The following is a 19,160-nucleotide window of genomic DNA, read 5'->3' as shown; positions in this document are numbered from 1 at the left end:
CGCCGGGTGAGCCGGCCGGGCAGAGCAGGCGGTGCGCGGAACGGGGGAAGAGTGTCAGCAGAAGGCGCCGCGTGTCAGGACCGCGTCAACACATTGGCCAAAATTCGTCCGTTGCCGGAATGGTCATGTTCGTTAAGCGGACGTTTCCTCCTGTGTCACCTCTGTGGCGTAAGGGAGACTCCGGAGTGACGTGCGGCCTGAACGCGCAGGGTGCGTTGAGATTGCGTTCGAATATGCGATGTTCGAACGGCCGGGCGACAAGTGGACGATGGCCACCTGGTGAGACGGCGCGGAACAGTGGCCGGTTCCGCGCCGTCGCCCGGCGCGCGGCTTTCTACTCGCCGGTACCGCGTCAGGCCAGGCTCTCCCGCCAGGCGCGGTGCAGCCCGGCGAACGTGCCCGTACCGGCGACGAGCTCGGCCGGGGAACCGTCCTCGATGATCCGGCCCTGCTCCATCACCAGCACGCGGTCCGCGATCTCCACGGTGGACAGCCGGTGTGCGATCACCACCGCCGTCCGGCCGTGCAGCACGGTGTCCATCGCCCGCTGCACCGCCCGCTCGCCCGGGACGTCCAGCGAGCTCGTGGCCTCGTCGAGGATCAGTACCGCCGGATCCGCGAGCAGCGCCCGGGCGAAGGCCACCAGTTGGCGCTGACCCGCGGAGATCCGGCCGCCGCGCTTGCGGACGTCGGTGTCGTACCCGTCGGGCAGGCCGCTGATGAAGTCATGGGCGCCGATGGCCTTGGCCGCGTGCTCGATCTCCTCGGGCGTCGCCTCCGGGCGGCCGATCGCGATGTTCTCGGCGATCGTGCCGGAGAACAGGAACGCCTCCTGGGTCACCATCACCACGCCCCGGCGCAGCTCCGCCGTCGCCAGGTCGCGCAGATCCGTGCCGTCCAGCAGGACCCGGCCCTCGGTCGGGTCGTAGAAACGCGCCAGCAGCTTGGCGAGCGTCGACTTCCCCGCGCCCGTCGAGCCGACCAGGGCGACGGTCTGGCCCGCCGGGATCGTCAGGGCGAAGCGGGGCAGCACCTCGCCCCCCGTCCGGTACGCGAACCGCACCCCGTCGAAGACGACCTGCCGGCCCGGCTGTTCACCTGCCCGGGCCGGCAGTTCCTTCGGCGCGGCCGGCTCGGGAACCGCCGGTGCCTGCGCCAGCAGACCCGCGATCTTCTCCAGCGAAGCGGCCGCGGACTGGTAGGAGTTGAGAAACATCGCGAGCCGGTCGATCGGGTCGTACAGCCGCCGCAGATACAGCACCGCCGCGGCCAGCACCCCGAGCGCCAGCGTCCCCGACGCCACCCGGTAGGCGCCCCACAGGACCATCGCGGCCACCGCGGTGTTGGCGACGAGCCGTGAGCCGACCACGTAACGCGCCATCTCCAGCAGCGCGTCGCCGTTCCTGCGCTCGTGACGGCGGTTGAGCACCGCGAAGTCCGCGTCGTTGACGCCCTCCCTCCGGAAGGCCTGCACGGGACGGATCCCGTTCATCGTCTCCGCGAACTTCACGATGACCGCGGCGATCGCCGAGGAGCGTGCCGAGTACGCCTTGGACGCCCGGCGCCGGTAGGCGCGCACCAGCAGGTACAGAGGGGCGAACGACGCGACGGCGATCGCGCCGATGCCGAGATCCAGCCACAGCAGCATGAGGCAGATCGACACGAACGACAGCACCACGCCGATGAGCTCCTGCAGCCCCTCGCTCAGCAGCTCGCGCAACGACTCCACGTCCGTGGTCGAGCGTGAGATGAGCCGGCCCGAGGTGTAGCGCTCGTGGAAGTCCACGCTCAGCGCCTGCGCATGGCCGAAGATCCGGCCGCGCAGATCGAGCAGCACGTCCTGGTTGATCCGCGCGGCGGCCCGGATGAACGCGTACTGCATCAGCCCTGCGGCGACCGAGCACACGGCGTACCCGGCGCCCACGGCGATCAGCGGCCCGTAGTCGTGGTCCCGGAACGCCGGGACGCCGCTGTCGATGGCGTACGCGACGAGCAGCGGGCCCGCCTGCACAGCGGCCTGCTGGATCACGAGGAGGACGGCGGCCACGACCACCCGGGCCCGCAACGGACCCAGCAGCGAGGCCAGCAGTGCCCAGGTCGCACCGCGGGGTGCGGGCAGGGCGTCCTGGTCGAACACGTCCCCCGCGGGCGGCGGTCCGGACGCCTCTCCCGGCAGGTCCTCGTCGGCGGTGGCCCGCCCCTCGGTGGTGGTACCGGTCATCGGATGCTGCCCTCCTCGGCAGTGGGTGCACCGGCGCGGGCCCCGGCGTCCACCGGGCTCCCCGCGTCCCCGGTGCCCTCGGCGCCCGACATCAGCCAGGCGTATTCGGCGTTGCCGCGCAGGAGTTCCTGATGGGTGCCGACCGCGCTGATCCGGCCCCCGGACAGCAGTGCCACCCGATCGGCCAGCATCACGGTGGACGGCCGGTGGGCGACGACCACGGCCGTCGTCCGCTCCAGGACGCGCCGCAGGGCCGCCTCGACCAGTGCCTCCGTGTGCACGTCCAGCGCGGAGAGCGGGTCGTCGAGCACCAGGAAGCGGGGCTCGCCGACGACGGCCCGGGCCAGCGCCAGGCGCTGGCGCTGGCCGCCGGACAGGCTCAGTCCCTGCTCGCCCACCTGGGTGTCGACGCCCTGCGGAAGGTCGTACACGAAGTCGGCCTGCGCGACCGACAGGGCGCGGCGCAGCGCCTCCTCACCCGCGCCCTCCGCGCCCATCAGCACGTTCTCCCCGACGGTCGCCGAGAAGAGGGTCGGCTCCTCGAAGGCCACGGACACCAGCTCCCGCAGCCGGGACCGCTCCATGCCCGCGATGTCCTCGCCGTCCAGCAGGATCCGGCCCCCGGTGATCTCGTGCAGCCGGGGGACGAGCGCGGTCAGCGTCGTCTTGCCCGAGCCCGTGGCCCCCACCAGGGCCATCGTCTCCCCGGGGCGGACCCGCAGATCGATCCCGGCGAGCACGGGCCGGGAGCCGGGTGCGGCGTCCGGGTAGCGGAACTCCACCCCTTCGAAGACAATTCCGGGATCCGCCTTACCGGCCGTGACGCCGGCGCTCTCCACGGCCTCCTCCGCCACGTCCATGACCTCGAAATAGCGGTCGGCGGCCGTCGCGGACTCCTGGCTCATCGCCAGCAGGAAGCCGATCGACTCGACCGGCCAGCGCAGCGCCAGCGCCGTCGACAGGAAGGCGACGAGCGTCCCCGCCGACAGACCGCCGTCGGCCACCTCGATCGTGCCGAGCACCAGTGCGGCGCCGATCGCCAGCTCGGGGATGGCGGTGATGAGGGCCCAGATCCCCGCCAGGAGACGGGCCTTGCCCAGTTCCGTGCCACGCAGGCGCTGTGCGAGCGCGCGGAAGGCCTGCGCCTGGCTGCGGTGCCGGCCGAACCCCTTGACGATGCGGATGCCCAGCACGCTCTCCTCGACGACGGTCGTCAGGTCGCCGACCTGGTCCTGCGCCTTCCGCGCCACCAGGGAGTACTTCGTCTCGAAGACGGAGCAGAGGATCACCAACGGAACCGCCGGTGCCAGCAGCACCAGCCCGAGCGACCACTCCTGGGCGAACAGGATGACGAAACCGACCAGGAGGGTCGTGGCGTTGACCAGCAGGAAGGTCAGCGGGAAGGCCAGGAACATGCGCAGCAGCATCAGGTCGGTGGTCCCGCGAGAAAGCAGTTGCCCCGAGGGCCAGCGGTCGTGGAACGCCACGGGAAGCCGCTGCAGATGCCGGTAGAGGTCCGCGCGCAGCGCGGCCTCGACCCCTGCCAGCGGCCGTGCGACCAGCCAGCGCCGGAGACCGAACAGCCCGGCCTCGGCGATCCCGAGGAGCAGCAGGTAGAACGCCCCGAGCCACACCCCGCCCGGATCACGGTCCGCGACGGGGCCGTCCACCATCCACTTCAGGACGAGGGGGATCACCAGGGCGAGACACGACGCCAGGACCGCCACGAACGCGGCGCAGAACCAGCGCGTCCTGACGGGTCGGACATAGGGCCACAGACGCAGGAGGGAGCGCACGGCGGACCGGTCCGTGGGCTCTGCAGGTTTTTCGGGCATCAGGAGCGAGCCTAAGGTTCACCACTGTCATCGCTCATGTGGTTTTCCGGTCACCGGGTGCGGGTCGTACGGCCGCATCAGCCGATCGGCCGATGCCGTTTCGAGCGGATCGGCGGATGCCGCCAGCCGTCGCCCGGCGGAATGCTTGCGGGCATGCCGATCATCGAAGTGGACGGGGTACGCAAGGCCTACGGGGGGCGCACGGTCGTCGACGGAGTCGGCTTCCGCGTGCAGGAGGGGGAGATCTTCGGGATCCTCGGGCCCAACGGCGCGGGCAAGACCACCACCGTCGAATGCGTCGAAGGCCTGCGGATCCCCGACGCGGGCACGGTCCGGGTCGCCGGGCTCGACCCCGTCGCCGACCGTGACCGGGTGACACTCCTGCTCGGCGCCCAGCTGCAGGAGAGCGAACTGCAGCCCAAGCTGACGGTGCGGGAGGCGCTGGAGCTCTACAGCGCCTTCTACCCGCGGCCCGCCGACTGGCGGCCGCTCGCCGAACGGCTCGGGCTGGACACCCACCTCACCCGTCGCTTCGCCAAGCTCTCGGGCGGCCAGAAGCAACGGCTGTCCATCGCGCTCGCGCTCATCGGCAGTCCCCGCGTGGTGGTCCTCGACGAGCTGACCACCGGCCTCGACCCCCGTGCCCGCCGGGACACCTGGGGGCTCATCGAGGAGATCCGCGACAGCGGGGTGACGGTCCTGCTGGACACCCACTTCATGGAGGAGGCCCAGCGGCTCTGCGACCGGGTGGCGGTGATCGACAAGGGCCGGGTCGTCGCCCTCGACACCCCTGCGGGGCTGACCGGCCGGGCGGCCGGTTCCACCGTCATCTCCTTCACTCCGTCGAAGCCCCTGCCGGACGCCGGTGAACTCACCGGGCTCCCCGGGGCCGTGTCCGTCTCGGTCGGGGAGTCCGACGGCCGGGTCGTCGTCCACGGTGGCGACGACACCGCCGACGCGGTGATCTCCCTGCTGGCCCGCCACCGCATCACCGCCCGCCACCTGCGCGTCCTGGGGACAAGCCTGGACGACGCGTTCCTCGACCTCACGGAGCAGGACGCCTGAGATGACCATCCCAGCCCCCGACACGGCCCGGCCCGCGCGGGCCGCCGGCCCGCTCGCCGCCGTCCTCAGGACGGAGACCCGTCTCTTCCTGCGGGAACCGGGCAGCCTGTTCTGGATCCTCGTCTTCCCGGCCGCCCTGCTGACGGTCCTCGGCCTTATCCCGTCGTTCCGGGAGGACGACGACGCCCTCGGCGGTCGCGCCGTCATCGACCTCTACGTACCGGTGGCCGTGCTGCTGGCCATGATCATGGCCGGTCTCCAGGCCATGCCGCCCGTCCTCACCGGCTACCGCGAACGTGGCATCCTGCGCTCCGTCTCGACCCCGACGTCGTGCTGATGGACCTGCGGATGCCGGGCGGTGGGGAGTGGCGGCCATCACCGAACTGACCCGGCTCGGCGTCCGGTCCCGGGTGCTCGTCCTCACCACGTACGACACCGACTCCGACACGCTGCCCGCGATCGAGGCGGGCGCGACCGGTTACCTGCTCAAGGACGCGCCCCGTGACGAGCTGTTCACCGCCGTCCGTGCCGCCGCCGACGGGCGCACGGTCCTGTCACCGGCCGTAGCCTCCCGGCTCGTCTCGCTGGTGCGCGCCCCGGCGGCACCCGGTCACGAGTCGCTCTCCACGCGCGAGCGTGAGGTGCTCGGACTCGTGGCCAGGGGCACCTCGAACCGGGAGATCGCCGCCGAGCTGTTCATCAGCGAGGCGACCGTGAAGACCCATCTCGCCCATGTCTTCGCCAAGTTGGGCGCCAGGGACCGCGCCGCGGCCGTCGCCGTCGCCTACGAGCGGGGCGTCCTCGGGTGACCGGCCCCGCCCCAGGTTCCGGCTCCAGGCACCGCCGCCCCCGGCCCCGTCACCCGGTGACCCGGAACAGCAGGACCGACCGTCCCGGCACGCTCAGCGTCGTTCCGCCCCGGTGGACCGTGCCCGGCGCGGCCGACTGGTCCTCCCGCGAGGTGTCCAGGACCAGCTCGTACGTTCCGGCCCACGGGGCGCCCGGCAGACTGAAGTCGCACGGGGTGTGCGCCGTGTGCAGGACCGCCAGGAAGCTGTCGTCGGTGATCTGCTCGCCGCGGGCGTCCCGCCCGGGGATGTCCCGCCCGGAGAGGTAGAGCGCGAGCGTCGCGGCCGGGGCGTACCAGTCGTCCTCCGTCATCTCCGACCCCTGCGGGGTGAACCACGCCAGGTCCCGCAGCCCGTCCGGAGCCTGCGGCGTACCCGCGAAGAACGCCCGTCGGCGCAGCACCGGGTGGTTGTGGCGCAGCGCCAGCACGCGGGCGGTCAGGTCGGTCAGCCCCCGCCACCGGGGTTGTCCCAGGAGCGACCAGTCCAGCCAGCTGACCTCGTTGTCCTGGCAGTAGGCGTTGTTGTTGCCGCCCTGCGTACGGCCCATCTCGTCGCCCGCGACGAGCATCGGCACCCCGGTGGACAGGAGCAGCGTGGTGAGCAGGTTGCGCAGCTGGCGCAGGCGCAGGGCGCCCACGTCCGGGTCGTCGGTCTCGCCCTCGGCACCGCAGTTCCAGGAGCGGTTGTCGTCGGTGCCGTCGCGGTTGCCCTCGCCGTTGGCCTCGTTGTGTTTGTGGGAGTAGCTGACGAGGTCGCGCAGGGTGAAGCCGTCGTGTGCGGTGACGAAGTTGACGGAGGCGTACGGGCGCCTGCCGCCCCAGGCGTACAGATCGCTCGATCCGGTGAGCCGGTAGCCGATGTCCCGTACGTCGGGCAGGGCGCCGCGCCAGAAGTCCCGGACGGTGTCCCGGTAGTGGTCGTTCCACTCGGTCCACAGGGGCGGGAAGGCGCCCACCTGGTAGCCGCCGCTGCCGACGTCCCAGGGCTCGGCGATCAGTTTGACCCGGCGCAGCACCGGGTCCTGGGCGATGACCGCGAGGAACGGGGAGAGCATGTCGACGTCGTGCATCGAGCGGGCCAGGGCGGCGGCGAGGTCGAAGCGGAAGCCGTCGACCCCCATCTCGGTCACCCAGTAGCGCAGCGAGTCCGTGATCAGCCGCAGGACCTGCGGCTGCACCACGTGCAGGGTGTTGCCGCAGCCGGTGTAGTCCGCGTAGCGGCGGGCGTCCGGCTGGAGGCGGTAGTAGCCACGGTTGTCGATGCCGCGCAGGGAGAGCATGGGGCCGAGTTCGCCGGCCTCCGCAGTGTGGTTGTAGACCACGTCGAGGATCACCTCGATGCCCGCGTCGTGCAGTGCGCGCACCATCTGCTTGAACTCGCCGACCTGGCCTCCCGCCGTGCCGCTCGCCGCGTAGTCGGCGTGCGGGGCGAAGTAGCCGATGGAGTTGTAGCCCCAGTAGTTGTGCAGTCCGCGTCGGAGCAGGTGGTCCTCGTGGGCGAACTGGTGCACGGGGAGAAGTTCCACGGCCGTCACGCCGAGGCGCGTGAGGTGGCCGATGGCGGCGGGATGGGCGAGCCCGGCGTAGGTGCCCCGCAGTTCCGGGGGGATGCCGGGGTGGCGCGCGGTGAAGCCGCGGACGTGCAGTTCGTAGATGACCGAGTCCGCCCACGGGGTCTTGGGCCTGCGGTCGTCCGCCCAGTCGTCGTCGTCATGGACGACGACGCCCTTGGGGACGTACGGCGCCGAATCGCGGTCGTCGCGCACGGTGTCGGCGACGTGCTGCTGCGGCCAGTCCCTCACATGGCCGTACACCTCGGGCGGAAGGGTGAACGTGCCGTCAACCGCTCGGGCGTACGGGTCCAGGAGCAGTTTGGCCGCGTTCCAGCGGGCTCCGGTCCAGGGGTCCCAGCGGCCGTGCACCCGGTAGCCGTACCGCTGCCCCGCCCGTACGCCGGGGACGAAGCCGTGCCAGATCTCATGGGTGAGTTCGGTCAGCGGGAGCCGTGTCTCCCGGCCCTGCCCGTCGAAGAGGCAGAGCTCGACCGCCTCCGCCCCACCCGCCCACAGGGCGAAGTTCGTGCCCGCCACACCGTCGGGACCGACCCGGAATCGGGCCCCGAGCGGCGTCGGCGCACCCGGCCATACGGGTGGTCCTTCCGGCTCGCCCCGTACGGCAGGTCCCCTCGCCACCACCCTCCCGGTCGTCTTCGGCGCTTCCTCCTGCTCCGCTGTGCTCGACACCTCTCGGCCTCCTGCGGCTCGTCGGACCGGCACCCGGCGAAAGAGCGCGCGGCGTCCCGGCCGCGGCCTTCCTGGCGTGGTCCTCCCCTCTGTTCTGCCCACGGCGGGGCCCGCACTCACGTTTCCCCCGGGCGGCTCCTGTCGTTGGGGGGAGCGTGAACCACGTAGCGAAGAGAGCACGGGCGGGTTCGGCCGCCGTGCTGACATGGGCAGGACTGTTCACCGTGCTGGCCGTACTGACGGGCTGCACCGGGCCGGCGTCGTTCTTCGGGGACGACCGCGCACCCGGGGAGGTCATCCGTATCGTCCCCAAGGACGGTGCCGAGAACGTCGGCGCGGACAGCCGGATCGAGGTCACCGTCCCCGAGGGACGGCTCGAACGGGTGAAGGTGACACGGACCGAGGACGCGGAGGACGAGGAGGTGCCGGGCCGTATCGCAGGAGACGGCCGGTCATGGGCCCCCGAGGACAAGGGGTACCGGCTCGGGCTCGCCGGCAAGTACAGCGTCGAGGCGGTGGCCGTCGACGGCGACGGCCACCGCGAGGCCCGCAACACCACCTTCACCACAGTGGTGCCCAAGGACCGCTTCATCGGCTACTTCAAGCCGGAGAACCGGTCCACCGTGGGCACCGGCATGATCGTCTCCTTCGACTTCAACAGGCCGGTGAAGAACCGGGCCGCGGTGGAGAAGGCCATCAGGATCACCGCGAAACCCGAGGTCGAGGTGGTGGGCCACTGGTTCGGCAAGGACCGGCTCGACTTCCGCCCGGCCGCGTACTGGGAACCGGGCACCCAGGTCACCGTCGACGTGGGGCTGCGTGACGTGGAGGGCGCCCCCGGGGTCTACGGCAGCCAGCGAAAGAGGATCACCTTCCGGGTGGGCCGGTCCCAGACGTCCGTCGTCGACGCCCGCGCGCACACCATGGAGGTGCGCCGCGACGGTGAGCTCGTCACCACGGTGCCCATCTCGGCGGGTGCCGAGAGCACGACCACGTACAACGGGAAGATGGTGGTCTCCGAGCGGCACGAGGTGACGCGGATGGACGGGCGTACCGTCGGCTTCGGCGGCGAGTACGACATCGCGGACGTCCCCCACGCCATCCGCCTGACCAGGTCGGGCACCTTCCTGCACGGCAACTACTGGGAGTCCCCGGACATCTTCGGGACGGACAACACCAGTCACGGCTGCATCGGACTGCGTGACGTGAAGGGCGGCAGTTCGGACACCCCTGCCGGCTGGTTCTTCGAACGGACCCTCGTGGGCGATGTGGTGGAGGTCGTCCACTCCGCCGACAAGACCGTCGCCCCCGACAACGGCCTCGGCGGCTGGAACCTCGGCTGGGCCGCGTGGAAGGCGGGTTCCGCGTTGCACTGACCCCAGGCCCGACCTGCACGGGTCCCGGGGGCCGCGTCTCCGGGACCGGCGGGCGGTGGCGGTGGGCCACTTGGAACGGAACAGTGACAATCCGGGGGAGTTCTCCCCACGTGCGGTGTGATTATCTTGCGCCGAGCGTGTGTACAGCGCGCGGGGGTGCGGGCCATGGCGGGGCCAGGCCGTGCGAGGGGAGACGACCACATTGAACGGGCAGCCGATATCGGGGGCATCGGCCGGGGCGAGCAGGGAACGGCGCGGGCGCGGAGCCCCCGGACTTCTCGCACTGGTACTGGGTGCGCTGCTGTTGCTGGTGACGGCGTGCGGCGGGAGCGGCACCGCCGAGGACGGCGAGGGCGACAAGGGCGCGGGCGCGAAGGTCGATGACACCAGCGCCTCCCAGGCCGTGGTGAGCGTCGTACCCAAGGACGGCGCCGACGACGTGGCGACCAGTGGGGCGTTGAAGGTCTCGGCCTCCCAGGGCAAGCTGAGCACGGTGAAGGTCGCCGACCCCAAGGGCAACGAGGTCACGGGAAAGATCGCGGCGGACGGCCTGAGCTGGGCGCCGGACCGGCACCTGGCCGCCGCGACCAAGTACACGGTGCACGCGGTCGCCAAGGACGCGAAGGGCCGTCAGTCGGCCAAGGACACCACGTTCACGACGCTCGTCCCGCAGAACACCTTCATCGGGCAGTACACGCCGGAGGACGGTTCGACCGTCGGCGTCGGAATGCCCGTGTCGATCCACTTCACCCGGGGCATCACCGCCCCGGAGGCCGTGGAGAAGGCCATCACGGTGACGGCGGAGCCGGCCGTGCCGGTCGAGCCCCACTGGTTCGGCAACGACCGGCTGGACTTCCGCCCCGAGGAGTACTGGGCGGCGGGCACGAAGGTGACCGTGCGCCTCGACCTCGACGGTGTCGAGGGACGGCCGGGGGTCTACGGCAAGCAGGCGAAGACCGTGAAGTTCACCATCGGCCGCAGCCAGGTCTCCACCGTCGACGCGAGCTCGCACCGGATGAAGGTGGTCCGCGACGGCAAGCAGATCAAGGACATCCCGATCTCCGCGGGCGCCCCGTCCACGACCACGTACAACGGCCAGATGGTCATCAGCGAGAAGCTCAAGGTGACCCGCATGAACGGTGACACGGTCGGTTTCGGCGGTGAGTACGACATCAAGGACGTGCCGCACGCCATGCGCCTGTCGACCTCGGGCACCTTCATCCACGGCAACTACTGGGGTGCGTCGAGCATCTTCGGGTCGACCAACACCAGCCACGGCTGCGTCGGCCTGCGGGACGTGCGCGGTGCCTGGGACGGCAAGACCCCGGCCGCCTGGCTCTTCGACCACTCCCTGATCGGCGACGTGGTGATCGTGAAGAACTCCCATGACAAGGTGATCCAGCCGGACAACGGCCTCAACGGCTGGAACATGGACTGGTCGGAGTGGACCGCGTAGTTCCCCGCTCCGCGACGGGCCCGGTGCCGTGACCGACGGCACCGGGCCCGTCGTCGTCAGCGGCGGTGAGGGGGGGCCGGCACCAGGCGTCGCGGTGCCGGGGCGCCCACCTCGCGGTGTTGTCGTCGGTCTTCCCGGCGCTCTCGGCTCCGACCGGGCGGGGGAGACCCCGATGGCTCCGCCACGCCTCGATCCGCCGCCTCGCGGTGCGCCCCCGGGCCGTACCTCCACCCGCGCTGCCCGCCGCCGGACCCTCTAACCTGCCTCCCATGACCGTAACCCTCGAAGTAAGCGACGGCGTCGGGACGATCCGCCTGGACCGCCCGCCGATGAACGCCCTGGACATCGCCACCCAGGACCGGCTGCGTGAGCTCGCCGAGGAGGCGACCCGGCGCGACGACGTGCGCGCGGTGATCCTCTACGGCGGCGAGAAGGTGTTCGCGGCGGGTGCGGACATCAAGGAGATGCAGGCGATGGACCACGCGGCGATGGTCGTGCGCTCCAAGGCCCTGCAGGACGCCTTCACCGCCGTCGCGCGCATTCCCAAGCCCGTCGTCGCCGCCGTCACCGGCTACGCCCTGGGCGGCGGCTGTGAGCTGGCGCTCTGCGCCGACTTCAGGATCGCCGCGGACAACGCGAAGCTCGGCCAGCCGGAGATCCTGCTCGGCCTCATCCCCGGAGCCGGCGGCACCCAGCGCCTCGCCCGGCTCGTCGGCCCGTCCAAGGCCAAGGACCTCATCTTCACGGGCCGCCATGTGAAGGCCGAGGAGGCCGCGGCGATCGGCCTGGTGGACCGCGTCGTGCCCGCCGCCGAGGTGTACGCGCAGGCGCACGCCTGGGCCGCCCGGCTGGCCAAAGGGCCCGCGCTGGCGCTGCGGGCCGCGAAGGAGTCCGTGGACGCGGGGCTGGAGACGGACATCGACACGGGGCTCACGATCGAGCGGAACTGGTTCGCCGGCCTGTTCGCCACCGAGGACCGGGAGCGGGGGATGCGCAGCTTCGTGGAAGAGGGGCCGGGCAAGGCGCAGTTCCTCTGACCGGACGTCACCCGCGCACAACGGGACGCGCGTTCATCCGTGCGGGCGGATCGGTGGAACCTTAAGAGAACCTTAAGGTTCCACGCGCGGGGGTTCCGTGCAATTACCCGCACGGCGTACGTCCACGCAGGTCGCCCTGGCTGCCGACGTGGCCGTTCTGCCTCCGGCATATGCCGGAAGACCCGACCGGAACGCTTCATTCCAGGGTGGGGATTCCTCGGGAACGGCCACGGAGACGTTCGGGTGCGGCCATGATGGTGGGCATGGCGGGCCTGGAGGGTGTGGAGCAGCCGCGACCGCGCAGCAGCGGGACAGCGGCGCGCGGGATGGCGGCCGTTGATGACGAACAGCCGTTCCAAGTAATGGAGTTGTTCGGGAATCCGACGGAGGGTGAGGTCCGGTTGCCCTCGCGCCCCGAGTCGGCCGCGACCGCCCGCCGGCTCACCGCGTGCGTGCTGCAGCGCCAGTGGGCCCTGCCCCCGCAGACCGTGGAGCACGGCGTACTGCTCGTCTCGGAACTGGTGGGCAACGCGGTCCGGCACACGGGTGCGCGCTCCTTCGGGCTGCGCATGCTGCGCCGCCGCGGCTGGATCCGGGTCGAGGTGCGCGATCCGTCGCGCGGGCTCCCCTGTCTGATGCCGGTCCGGGAGATGGACGTCAGCGGGCGCGGGCTGTTCCTCGTCGACAAGCTCTCCGACCGGTGGGGCGTCGACCTCTTACCGCGCGGCAAGACCACCTGGTTCGAGATGCGCATCCTCGACCGCTGACACACAGAAGCCCCCGGTGGCCGGGGTGCGGCGCTTCGGGGGCTTCTGAGGGGGCCGTGGAATGGGGGGTGTGTCCACGGCCGCTCGTGGGACCTGGCTCGGGTCGGAGGAGGTCGCTCCGCCGACTATGGCATACGGGCGACCCCGGTGCCAAAGCTGTAAACAGGGCAATATGGTGCACAGTGCCATATTTGACTTCTGAATCATAGGTGCGATGGGTCACGCACCTGGATTTCTTTGCGCATACATGAGCTGCACCGGATGAATCGTTGATCATCCCGGACGTGCGCCCAACCATATTTTCCGTTCTTCGCGCCCTACTGTGTCTCGGGTCCGCTGGAAGCAGCATCCGAACCGACCCGCGAGGTGGACGGCCATGGACGGTCGCACAACCCCGGTGGCCCGCCGTTCCGCCCTGCGCGCCGCCGCCGGGGCCCTTCTGCCGGCCGCCGCCCTCGCGGCCTGCGCGCGGGACGGCGGCGCCTCCCACGCCCCGCCGGCCGGCCCCTCGCGGACCCCCGCCCCGCCCGCGCGCAAGGCCCATGGGGCAGCCCGCCCCGCGGCCGCGCCGCACCGCTTCCCCGGCAGGCCCGTCCAGATCGAGCACGGCCCCCGCGAGCGGCCCCGCGTCGCCCTCACCTTCCACGGCCAGGGCGACCCCGCCCTGGCCCGTACGGTCCTCGCCACAGCCGAGAGGGCCGGCGCCCGGCTCACGGTCCTGGCCGTCGGCACCTGGCTCGACGAACACCCCGGCATGGCCCGCAGGATCCTCGACGGCGGCCACGATCTCGGCAACCACACCCAGAGTCATCTCGACATCAACGCCATGGACGAGAAGCGGGCGTACGAGGAGATCACCGGCTGCGCCCGCCGCCTGCACCGGCTCACCGGGTCCATCGGCACGTGGTTCAGGCCCTCGCGCGCCCGCCAGGCCACACCCCTCGTGCAGGACCTCGCCCGCAGGGCCGGCTACCCGCACGTCCTGTCCTACGACGTCGACTCCCTCGACTTCACCTCACCGGGCGCCGCCGCCGTCACCCGCAAGGTCGCCGGCGAACTCCGCAACGGGTCGGTGGTGAGCCTGCACTTCGGTTACCGGGACACCGTCGCCGCGCTGCCCATCCTCCTCACCGAAATCGACCGGCGCCGACTGCGTGCGGTGACCACGACGGAGCTGCTGACATGATGCTTCCCTCCACGCGCACCACCACCGCCCTGCTCGCGGGCCTGCTCGTCGCCGCACTCGCCGCCTGCGGGGCAGCGGACCGGGACGGGGCCGGATCCTCGCGCACCGAGGCGGCCGTCCCGCCGGTCAGTTCGGCACGGGCCGCGACCCCTCCCGGGCTGCCCGGGATGCCGCCCGTGCTCGACCCGAAGGACATCTACGCCGCCGACCGTCCCGGGAAGCTCGCACCGGCCGTCAAGGGCTTCCCCTCGCGGGTCTACGTACCCAACACCAACTCCAACACCGTGTCGGTGATCGATCCCTCGACGTACAAGGTCGTCGAGACCGTCCCCGTCGGCAACCAGCCCCAGCACGTCGTGCCCTCCTGGGACCTCAGGACGCTCTGGGTGAACAACGACCTCGGCGACACCCTCACCGCCATCGACCCCGCCACCGGGAAGACCGGCCGCACGGTCGAGGTGTCCGACCCGTACAACCTCTACTTCACCCCGAACGGCAAGTACGCCGTCGTCATGGCCTCGATGGACCGGGAGCTCGTCTTCCGCGACCCGAAGACCATGGACCGCGTCAAGGCCCTCCCGGTGAGCTGCGCGGGGGTCAACCACGCGGACTTCTCGGCGGACGGGCGGTACTTCGTCGTCTCCTGCGAGTTCTCCGGCGAGCTGCTCAAGGTCGACACGGAGCGGATGAAGGTCGTCGGACAGCAGAGGCTGCCGCTGGACGGCGCGATGCCGCAGGACGTGAAGCTCTCGCCGGACGGCCGGACCTTCTACATCGCCGACATGAAGGCAGACGGCATGTGGGTCCTCGACGCCAAGGGCTTCACCACTCCGAAGCTGCTGCCCACCGGCAAGGGGTGCCACGGGCTCTACATCAGCCGGGACTCCAGGCAGATGTACATCACCAACCGCGACGAGGGCTCCGTCTCGGTCTTCGACTTCGCCAGGAACGAGCTCACCGACACGTGGCGTCTCCCCGACGGCGGCAGCCCGGACATGGGCGGCGTGTCCGCCGACGGCAAGGTCCTGTGGCTGTCGGGGCGTTACGACGCCGAGGTGTACGCGATCGACACGGCCGACGGCAAGCAGCTGGCCAGGATCCCGGTGGGCAGCGGGCCGCACGGGCTGGCGGTCTACCCGCAGCCCGGCCGCTACTCGCTCGGCCACACCGGCGTCTTCCGCTGACGGCCGTCCCGTGCGGGGCGGCGGGGAGACGCCGCCGCCCCGGCCGCCGCGCCGGCCGCGCAAACCGCCCGTTAATCTGACCTCCGTCAACGACGCTTAACGAAGGGGCGGAAACAGTGGCGGACATCGAGTCGGCACGCAGGGCATTCGAGCGCTTCGACCAGAACGGCGACGGCCGGATAACGGCCGCCGAGTACAAGAGCGCGATGGCGCAGCTGGGTGACCCGTTCGTCACCGAGACGGTGGCCCAGGCCATCATCAACGCCCACGACGGCAACGGTGACGGCGAGCTCACGTTCGACGAGTTCTGGGCCGCCCAGAACAAGGCCTGACCCGCACCGGCCCGGCGCGGGCCGGGCCGGCACGGCCTCTCCGGCGGGCGCGGGGGAGGTGGGCCGTCCGGCGCCGCACACGGTCGTCCCCGGGCCGCCCGCGCTCCGTCCGCGGTTCCGCCCCGGGCCCGGCCTCGGCATCGTCCACGGGCCCGGGGCCCGTCGCCGGGTCCCCTCGGGCAAGCCCTGTGCGGACCGTTTCGGCCGTTCAGGCGGCGAAGTGCCGGGAGAGCGTGTCCCGCCGGTCGATCTCCACCAGGTCGGGACGCGTGTAGCGTTCCGCCCTCGCGTGGTAGTCGAAATCCCCGCGCACGAGACCCCGGTAGTCCCGCACACAGCGCTCCAGCGCCGCCCGGACAGGCCCGTCGATCCCCGCGGCCTCTATTTCCTCGATCAGTTCCTTTTCGGCGCGCTGAACCCGCTCGGTAATACGTGCCAGTTGAATTCCGGCCTCGTCCACAGCTTCCTGGAGCGTGTACCCGCGGTCTCGCTGAATGAGACGGACAGCGTTGTGCTCGTAACCCAGGACCGCCTCCTTCTCGAAGGAACAGATGTCGTTGCAGAGACCGGAGTGATCGGTCACGGCATTGCGCAGAGCGATATAGGCGGGCAGGCTTCGGGCGGATTCCGGAAGATCCGTTCCGGCGGTGATCTCATGGAGATCCAGGAACGGCTGCATGGCCACGGAGTCCCGGCGGTGCTTGACGAAGTCGACCCGGCTCGGCACCTGTCCGGCGGCCCGTTCCACCGCCTCCGCGTAGTACGTCCAGAGCCAGGAGACGGTGTCGCGGCGGAACTGCCGGTTCCAGACGGCCGACCGGTCCCGGCACGTTCGTTCCCGCAGGCCTTCCAGGGCGTGCTCCATGGGGCCGTGCGGCTCGGCCCCGTCCAGGACGTCGACCAGGCGTGCGATCGCGGCCTCGCACATCCGGGGATCCCGGCCCGCCGGCCCGTCGTCGAACTCGTCGTCCACGAGGAACGCCCAGAAGAGCCATTGGCAGAAGAGATCGAGATGCTGCTGGGAAGCCTCGGGGAATATCAGGGAGATCCAGAGCTCCGGGCGGGTTCGGAGCATCTTCTTACGGGCGACCGGGGAGAGCGCGAGCCCATTGGCATCAGCCCAGTTCCAGGCGGCCTCCTTGGTTTCCTCCATGCCCGGATTGCACCCTGCGCTCCGGAACGGCATGTGAAACGCCGGTAAAACGATATGGCTCATTGGTGCCCCTCATCGAATGGGTGCGGATGATGACGAGAACGGGAAATGGACGGGCGGTGACGCCACGGTGCCGGGCCCGGGCGATGAGGACGCCGGGGCCCGGCGGGTTCGGCCGGAGGGTCACCGTCCGAGGTGAGGTGGTCATTGTCGTCCTCCTCCTCCGCCGGGGGGCTGGCCTGGAAGCCGGATCCGCGAGCCGGTGGGGGAGGGTCGCGTGACCATGCGTCACGCCCAGTGAACCCCTTGCGGGTGATCGAGGGAAGTCGTTTGTGACCGAAACTGCTTGATCGCGGTGAATGCTTGCTCATGTATGTGCGTATGGGGCACCTGGGAGACCAGGTGCCCCACGTGACGGCTCAGTCCTCTGGGCCGTCGGAGGGACAGGCGGCGGCGAAGGAGGTCCGAAAGAGCGCCCGGCCTCCTCGCCGTCAAGCCCTTCGTCGGGCGCCTGGCGCATCCACTCGTTCAGCGCGGTGCGGACGGCGGTGAGCAGGACGAGGGCCAGTACGGCGGCCGTGGTGGCACGGTGCTGGCGCACAGCCAGGCCGGCCCCCGCAGGATCCTCGGCCGGGTGGTGCGTCCACCACGGGTGGCGGTCAGGGTGGTGCTCACGCGGCCTGGGTCCCTTCGGCGTCGATGCGGGCGCCCGGCGTGAACAGTGCCGGCGCCTCGGGCGAGCGGAGATGGGCGAGCAGCACTTCCTCCAGGCTGGGCTCGGCGACCTGCCAGTCACCCGGCAGCGGGCCGTGCGGCCGCACCATCGCCTGGAACTGCCGCCCCTGCACGCGGTTCTCGAACACGGTGTGCCCGTCCAGGGCGGAGGGCAGCGCGCCGTCCCAGGTCACGCCGGTCACCAGGGCGTGGGCGGGGGCGTCGGCGTCGCCGGCCATCCTTATCGCCCCTGGGCGACGACCAGCAGGTAGTCGCACATGTCCGCCGGCTCGGCGAGCATGTGCGACGACATCATCACCGTGGTTCCGCGTTCGACGGCCTCCGCCATCAGCAGGGTGCTCATCTCTTCGCGGGCCGGCGGGTCGGGGTCCGACATCGGCTCGCCGAGCAGCAGCAGGTCCGGCCGCTTGCCGAAGGCCAGGGCGAACGCGCCCGGAAGCCGGACCCGGAGCCGTCAGCGCCTGGGCGTGGCAGCAGCGACGCCCGGGCGTGGCAGCACGACAGCGCCGGTTCCCGCGCGATGCGGGAACCGGCGCCGCTCCGTCAGCACCTACGGGCTGACGCAGCCGATCGAGCCGACCGGGAAGTTGTTGCCGGTCGAGGTCGCCGTGAACCCGAAGGTGACGCTGCCCCCCGGCGGGACGGTCCCGTTGTAGGCGAGGTTCTTGACCGTGAGCGTGCCGTCCGACCCCGTCGTCAGTGCACCGTTCCACACGCTGCTGACCTTGGCGCCCGCACCGGGTGTCCACTTCACGGCCCAGCCGTCGCGCGCCGTGGTGCCGTGGTTCATGACCTCGACGGAGCCCTGGAAGCCGCCGCTCCAGGAGTTGGTCACGTTGTAGACGGCCATGCAGCCGGTGTGCGGATCGGTCGGCGTGGGCGTCGGGTCCGGCGTGGGTGTCGGGTCCGGCGTGGGTGTCGGGTCAGGGGTGGGCGTCGGGTCGGGGGTGGGAGTGCCGCCCGAACCGCGGATGCCGGTCACCTCGCCGTTGCCGCCGTCGAAGACGACGTCGGAGCAGGAGAAGAAGTTCTCCTGGCTGTCCGAGCGCACCCACTGGATGAACATCACCGCGTTGCCCGAGCGGCCCGAGGGCAGGCCCAGATTCCAGAAGTAGTGGCCGCCGTCCGTGCCCGGCGAGCCCGTCTGCGACGGGTTGGTGACGGTGTCGATCAGATCGAGGTCGTCCCAGCCCAGTTCGGTGCTGGGCGAGTAACCCGGCTTGGAGAGGTACACCCGGAACGAGCCCGGGTGTGCCGCCCAGTTGCTGTGCTTGATCTGGATCGTCTTCCCGGACGTCAGGTGCGTCCGGGGCCAGTCCGCACGGGCGGCGTTGTATCCGGTGAAGTTGTACGGCGACCGGTCACCGGCGCTGCACAGCTTCCCGTCCGGGACATAGCCGGCCCCTCGCCCACCCGCGTTGGAGTCGAGCACGGCGAACCAGTTGTACAGCGCGGTCGCGCCGCTCTCGGCGAGCGCGGCCTTGCACGCCGGGTTGGTGGGGTCCAGGGCGCCGGTGCTGGTCTTGGCATCCTGCCAGCAGAGGTAGGTGCGCGAACCCGGCATCATCGTCACGCCGTGCGCCTGCGCGTTGCCCTGGCCCAGTAATGCCAGGGCGATTGCGCCGAGCAGCGTCGCGAACACCGCCGCCAGGGAGGCGAGTTGCTTCTTGCGTCGAGCCATGGTCTCTCCTGTGCCTGTGTGGGGACTGTCTTCCGGTGG

The 19,160-nt window shown here is 71.1% G+C and carries 13 protein-coding genes and 3 pseudogenes; 10 read left to right on the top strand and 6 right to left on the bottom strand.

Features of this window, described 5'->3' with window-relative positions:
• Nucleotides 1-352 precede the first annotated feature (352 nt).
• Together QFZ58_RS11855 and QFZ58_RS11850 are read right to left on the bottom strand one after the other, a co-directional pair.
• Nucleotides 353-2,221, bottom strand: coding sequence for an ABC transporter ATP-binding protein (locus QFZ58_RS11855; RefSeq protein WP_307124886.1), 1,869 nt, complete (start codon nt 2,219-2,221; stop codon nt 353-355).
• The gene (locus tag QFZ58_RS11850) at nt 2,218-4,056 is read right to left on the bottom strand and encodes an ABC transporter ATP-binding protein (RefSeq protein ID WP_307124885.1); all 1,839 of its coding nucleotides are present in this window, start codon (nt 4,054-4,056) and stop codon (nt 2,218-2,220) included. Before QFZ58_RS11850 ends, QFZ58_RS11855 begins: the two co-directional genes overlap by 4 nt.
• Before the next feature lie 153 nt (nt 4,057-4,209).
• Here QFZ58_RS11850 and QFZ58_RS11845 point away from each other — a divergent pair, with 153 nt between their 5' ends.
• The 3 genes and pseudogenes from QFZ58_RS11845 to QFZ58_RS11835 all read left to right on the top strand — a co-directional run.
• Nucleotides 4,210-5,121: an ABC transporter ATP-binding protein gene (locus QFZ58_RS11845; protein WP_307124884.1), complete on the top strand. Its 912-nt coding sequence runs from the start codon at nt 4,210-4,212 to the stop codon at nt 5,119-5,121.
• Nucleotide 5,122: 1 nt separating this feature from the next.
• A pseudogene (locus QFZ58_RS11840) lies at nt 5,123-5,440 on the top strand (ABC transporter permease); the annotation flags it as partial.
• Nucleotides 5,428-5,930, top strand: a pseudogene (locus QFZ58_RS11835) (LuxR C-terminal-related transcriptional regulator); the annotation flags it as partial. The pseudogenes QFZ58_RS11840 and QFZ58_RS11835, both read left to right, overlap by 13 nt.
• Before the next feature lie 49 nt (nt 5,931-5,979).
• Here the strand turns inward: QFZ58_RS11835 and glgX are convergent.
• Nucleotides 5,980-8,214, bottom strand: coding sequence for a glycogen debranching protein GlgX (glgX, locus tag QFZ58_RS11830; protein ID WP_373428542.1), 2,235 nt, complete (start codon nt 8,212-8,214; stop codon nt 5,980-5,982).
• Between the two features lie 155 nt (nt 8,215-8,369).
• On the opposite strand from glgX, the gene QFZ58_RS11825 reads away from it, so the two are divergent.
• From QFZ58_RS11825 to QFZ58_RS11795, 7 genes are all read left to right on the top strand, one after another.
• Nucleotides 8,370-9,590, top strand: coding sequence for an Ig-like domain-containing protein (locus QFZ58_RS11825; protein WP_307124883.1), 1,221 nt, complete (start codon nt 8,370-8,372; stop codon nt 9,588-9,590).
• Nucleotides 9,591-9,792: 202 nt separating this feature from the next.
• A complete protein-coding gene (locus tag QFZ58_RS11820) occupies nt 9,793-11,046 on the top strand; it encodes an Ig-like domain-containing protein (RefSeq protein ID WP_307124882.1) in 1,254 nt (417 codons plus the stop codon).
• Between the two features lie 269 nt (nt 11,047-11,315).
• Complete coding sequence (locus QFZ58_RS11815; protein WP_307124881.1) at nt 11,316-12,083, top strand: enoyl-CoA hydratase/isomerase family protein; 768 nt, start codon at nt 11,316-11,318, stop codon at nt 12,081-12,083.
• A gap of 251 nt (nt 12,084-12,334) precedes the next feature.
• Nucleotides 12,335-12,850, top strand: coding sequence for an ATP-binding protein (locus tag QFZ58_RS11810; RefSeq protein ID WP_307124880.1), 516 nt, complete (start codon nt 12,335-12,337; stop codon nt 12,848-12,850).
• Between the two features lie 376 nt (nt 12,851-13,226).
• The gene (locus QFZ58_RS11805; RefSeq protein WP_307124879.1) at nt 13,227-14,036 is read left to right on the top strand and encodes a polysaccharide deacetylase family protein; all 810 of its coding nucleotides are present in this window, start codon (nt 13,227-13,229) and stop codon (nt 14,034-14,036) included.
• Nucleotides 14,036-15,220 carry a hypothetical protein gene (locus QFZ58_RS11800; RefSeq protein WP_307128831.1) on the top strand — a complete coding sequence of 395 codons (1,185 nt, stop codon included), beginning with the start codon at nt 14,036-14,038 and terminating at the stop codon, nt 15,218-15,220. The genes QFZ58_RS11805 and QFZ58_RS11800 overlap by 1 nt, the downstream gene beginning before the upstream one ends.
• 116 nt (nt 15,221-15,336) lie before the next feature.
• Nucleotides 15,337-15,552, top strand: a complete 216-nt coding sequence (locus QFZ58_RS11795; protein ID WP_307124878.1) for an EF-hand domain-containing protein — start codon at nt 15,337-15,339, stop codon at nt 15,550-15,552.
• 208 nt (nt 15,553-15,760) lie between these two features.
• Here the strand turns inward: QFZ58_RS11795 and QFZ58_RS11790 are convergent, their stop codons facing one another.
• The 3 genes and pseudogenes from QFZ58_RS11790 to QFZ58_RS11780 form a co-directional block, all read right to left on the bottom strand.
• Entirely contained in the window at nt 15,761-16,738 is a 978-nt protein-coding gene (locus tag QFZ58_RS11790; RefSeq protein WP_307124877.1) for a terpene synthase family protein, read from the bottom strand.
• A gap of 638 nt (nt 16,739-17,376) precedes the next feature.
• Nucleotides 17,377-17,870 (bottom strand): annotated as a pseudogene (locus QFZ58_RS11785) (ABC transporter ATP-binding protein); the annotation flags it as partial.
• A gap of 120 nt (nt 17,871-17,990) precedes the next feature.
• Nucleotides 17,991-19,121, bottom strand: coding sequence for a lytic polysaccharide monooxygenase (locus tag QFZ58_RS11780; protein ID WP_307124876.1), 1,131 nt, complete (start codon nt 19,119-19,121; stop codon nt 17,991-17,993).
• Nucleotides 19,122-19,160: the final 39 nt, after the last annotated feature.

Source organism: Streptomyces sp. B1I3 (assembly GCF_030816615.1).
Lineage (GTDB): Bacteria > Actinomycetota > Actinomycetes > Streptomycetales > Streptomycetaceae > Streptomyces.
Note: the sequence above shows the minus strand (reverse complement) of the source record. Positions and strands in the feature narration are given on the sequence as shown.

Excerpts from the sequence above, each read along its gene's own strand:
- QFZ58_RS11845 (WP_307124884.1), top strand. The coding sequence starts at position 4,210 with ATGCCGATCATCGAAGTGGACGGGGTACGCAAGGCCTACGGGGGGCGC.
- QFZ58_RS11815 (WP_307124881.1), top strand. The coding sequence starts at position 11,316 with ATGACCGTAACCCTCGAAGTAAGCGACGGCGTCGGGACGATCCGCCTG.
- QFZ58_RS11855 (WP_307124886.1), bottom strand. The coding sequence starts at position 2,221 with ATGACCGGTACCACCACCGAGGGGCGGGCCACCGCCGACGAGGACCTG.
- QFZ58_RS11850 (WP_307124885.1), bottom strand. The coding sequence starts at position 4,056 with ATGCCCGAAAAACCTGCAGAGCCCACGGACCGGTCCGCCGTGCGCTCC.
- QFZ58_RS11810 (WP_307124880.1), top strand. The coding sequence starts at position 12,335 with ATGATGGTGGGCATGGCGGGCCTGGAGGGTGTGGAGCAGCCGCGACCG.
- QFZ58_RS11800 (WP_307128831.1), top strand. The coding sequence starts at position 14,036 with ATGCTTCCCTCCACGCGCACCACCACCGCCCTGCTCGCGGGCCTGCTC.
- QFZ58_RS11790 (WP_307124877.1), bottom strand. The coding sequence starts at position 16,738 with ATGCCGTTCCGGAGCGCAGGGTGCAATCCGGGCATGGAGGAAACCAAG.
- QFZ58_RS11780 (WP_307124876.1), bottom strand. The coding sequence starts at position 19,121 with ATGGCTCGACGCAAGAAGCAACTCGCCTCCCTGGCGGCGGTGTTCGCG.
- QFZ58_RS11805 (WP_307124879.1), top strand. The coding sequence starts at position 13,227 with ATGGACGGTCGCACAACCCCGGTGGCCCGCCGTTCCGCCCTGCGCGCC.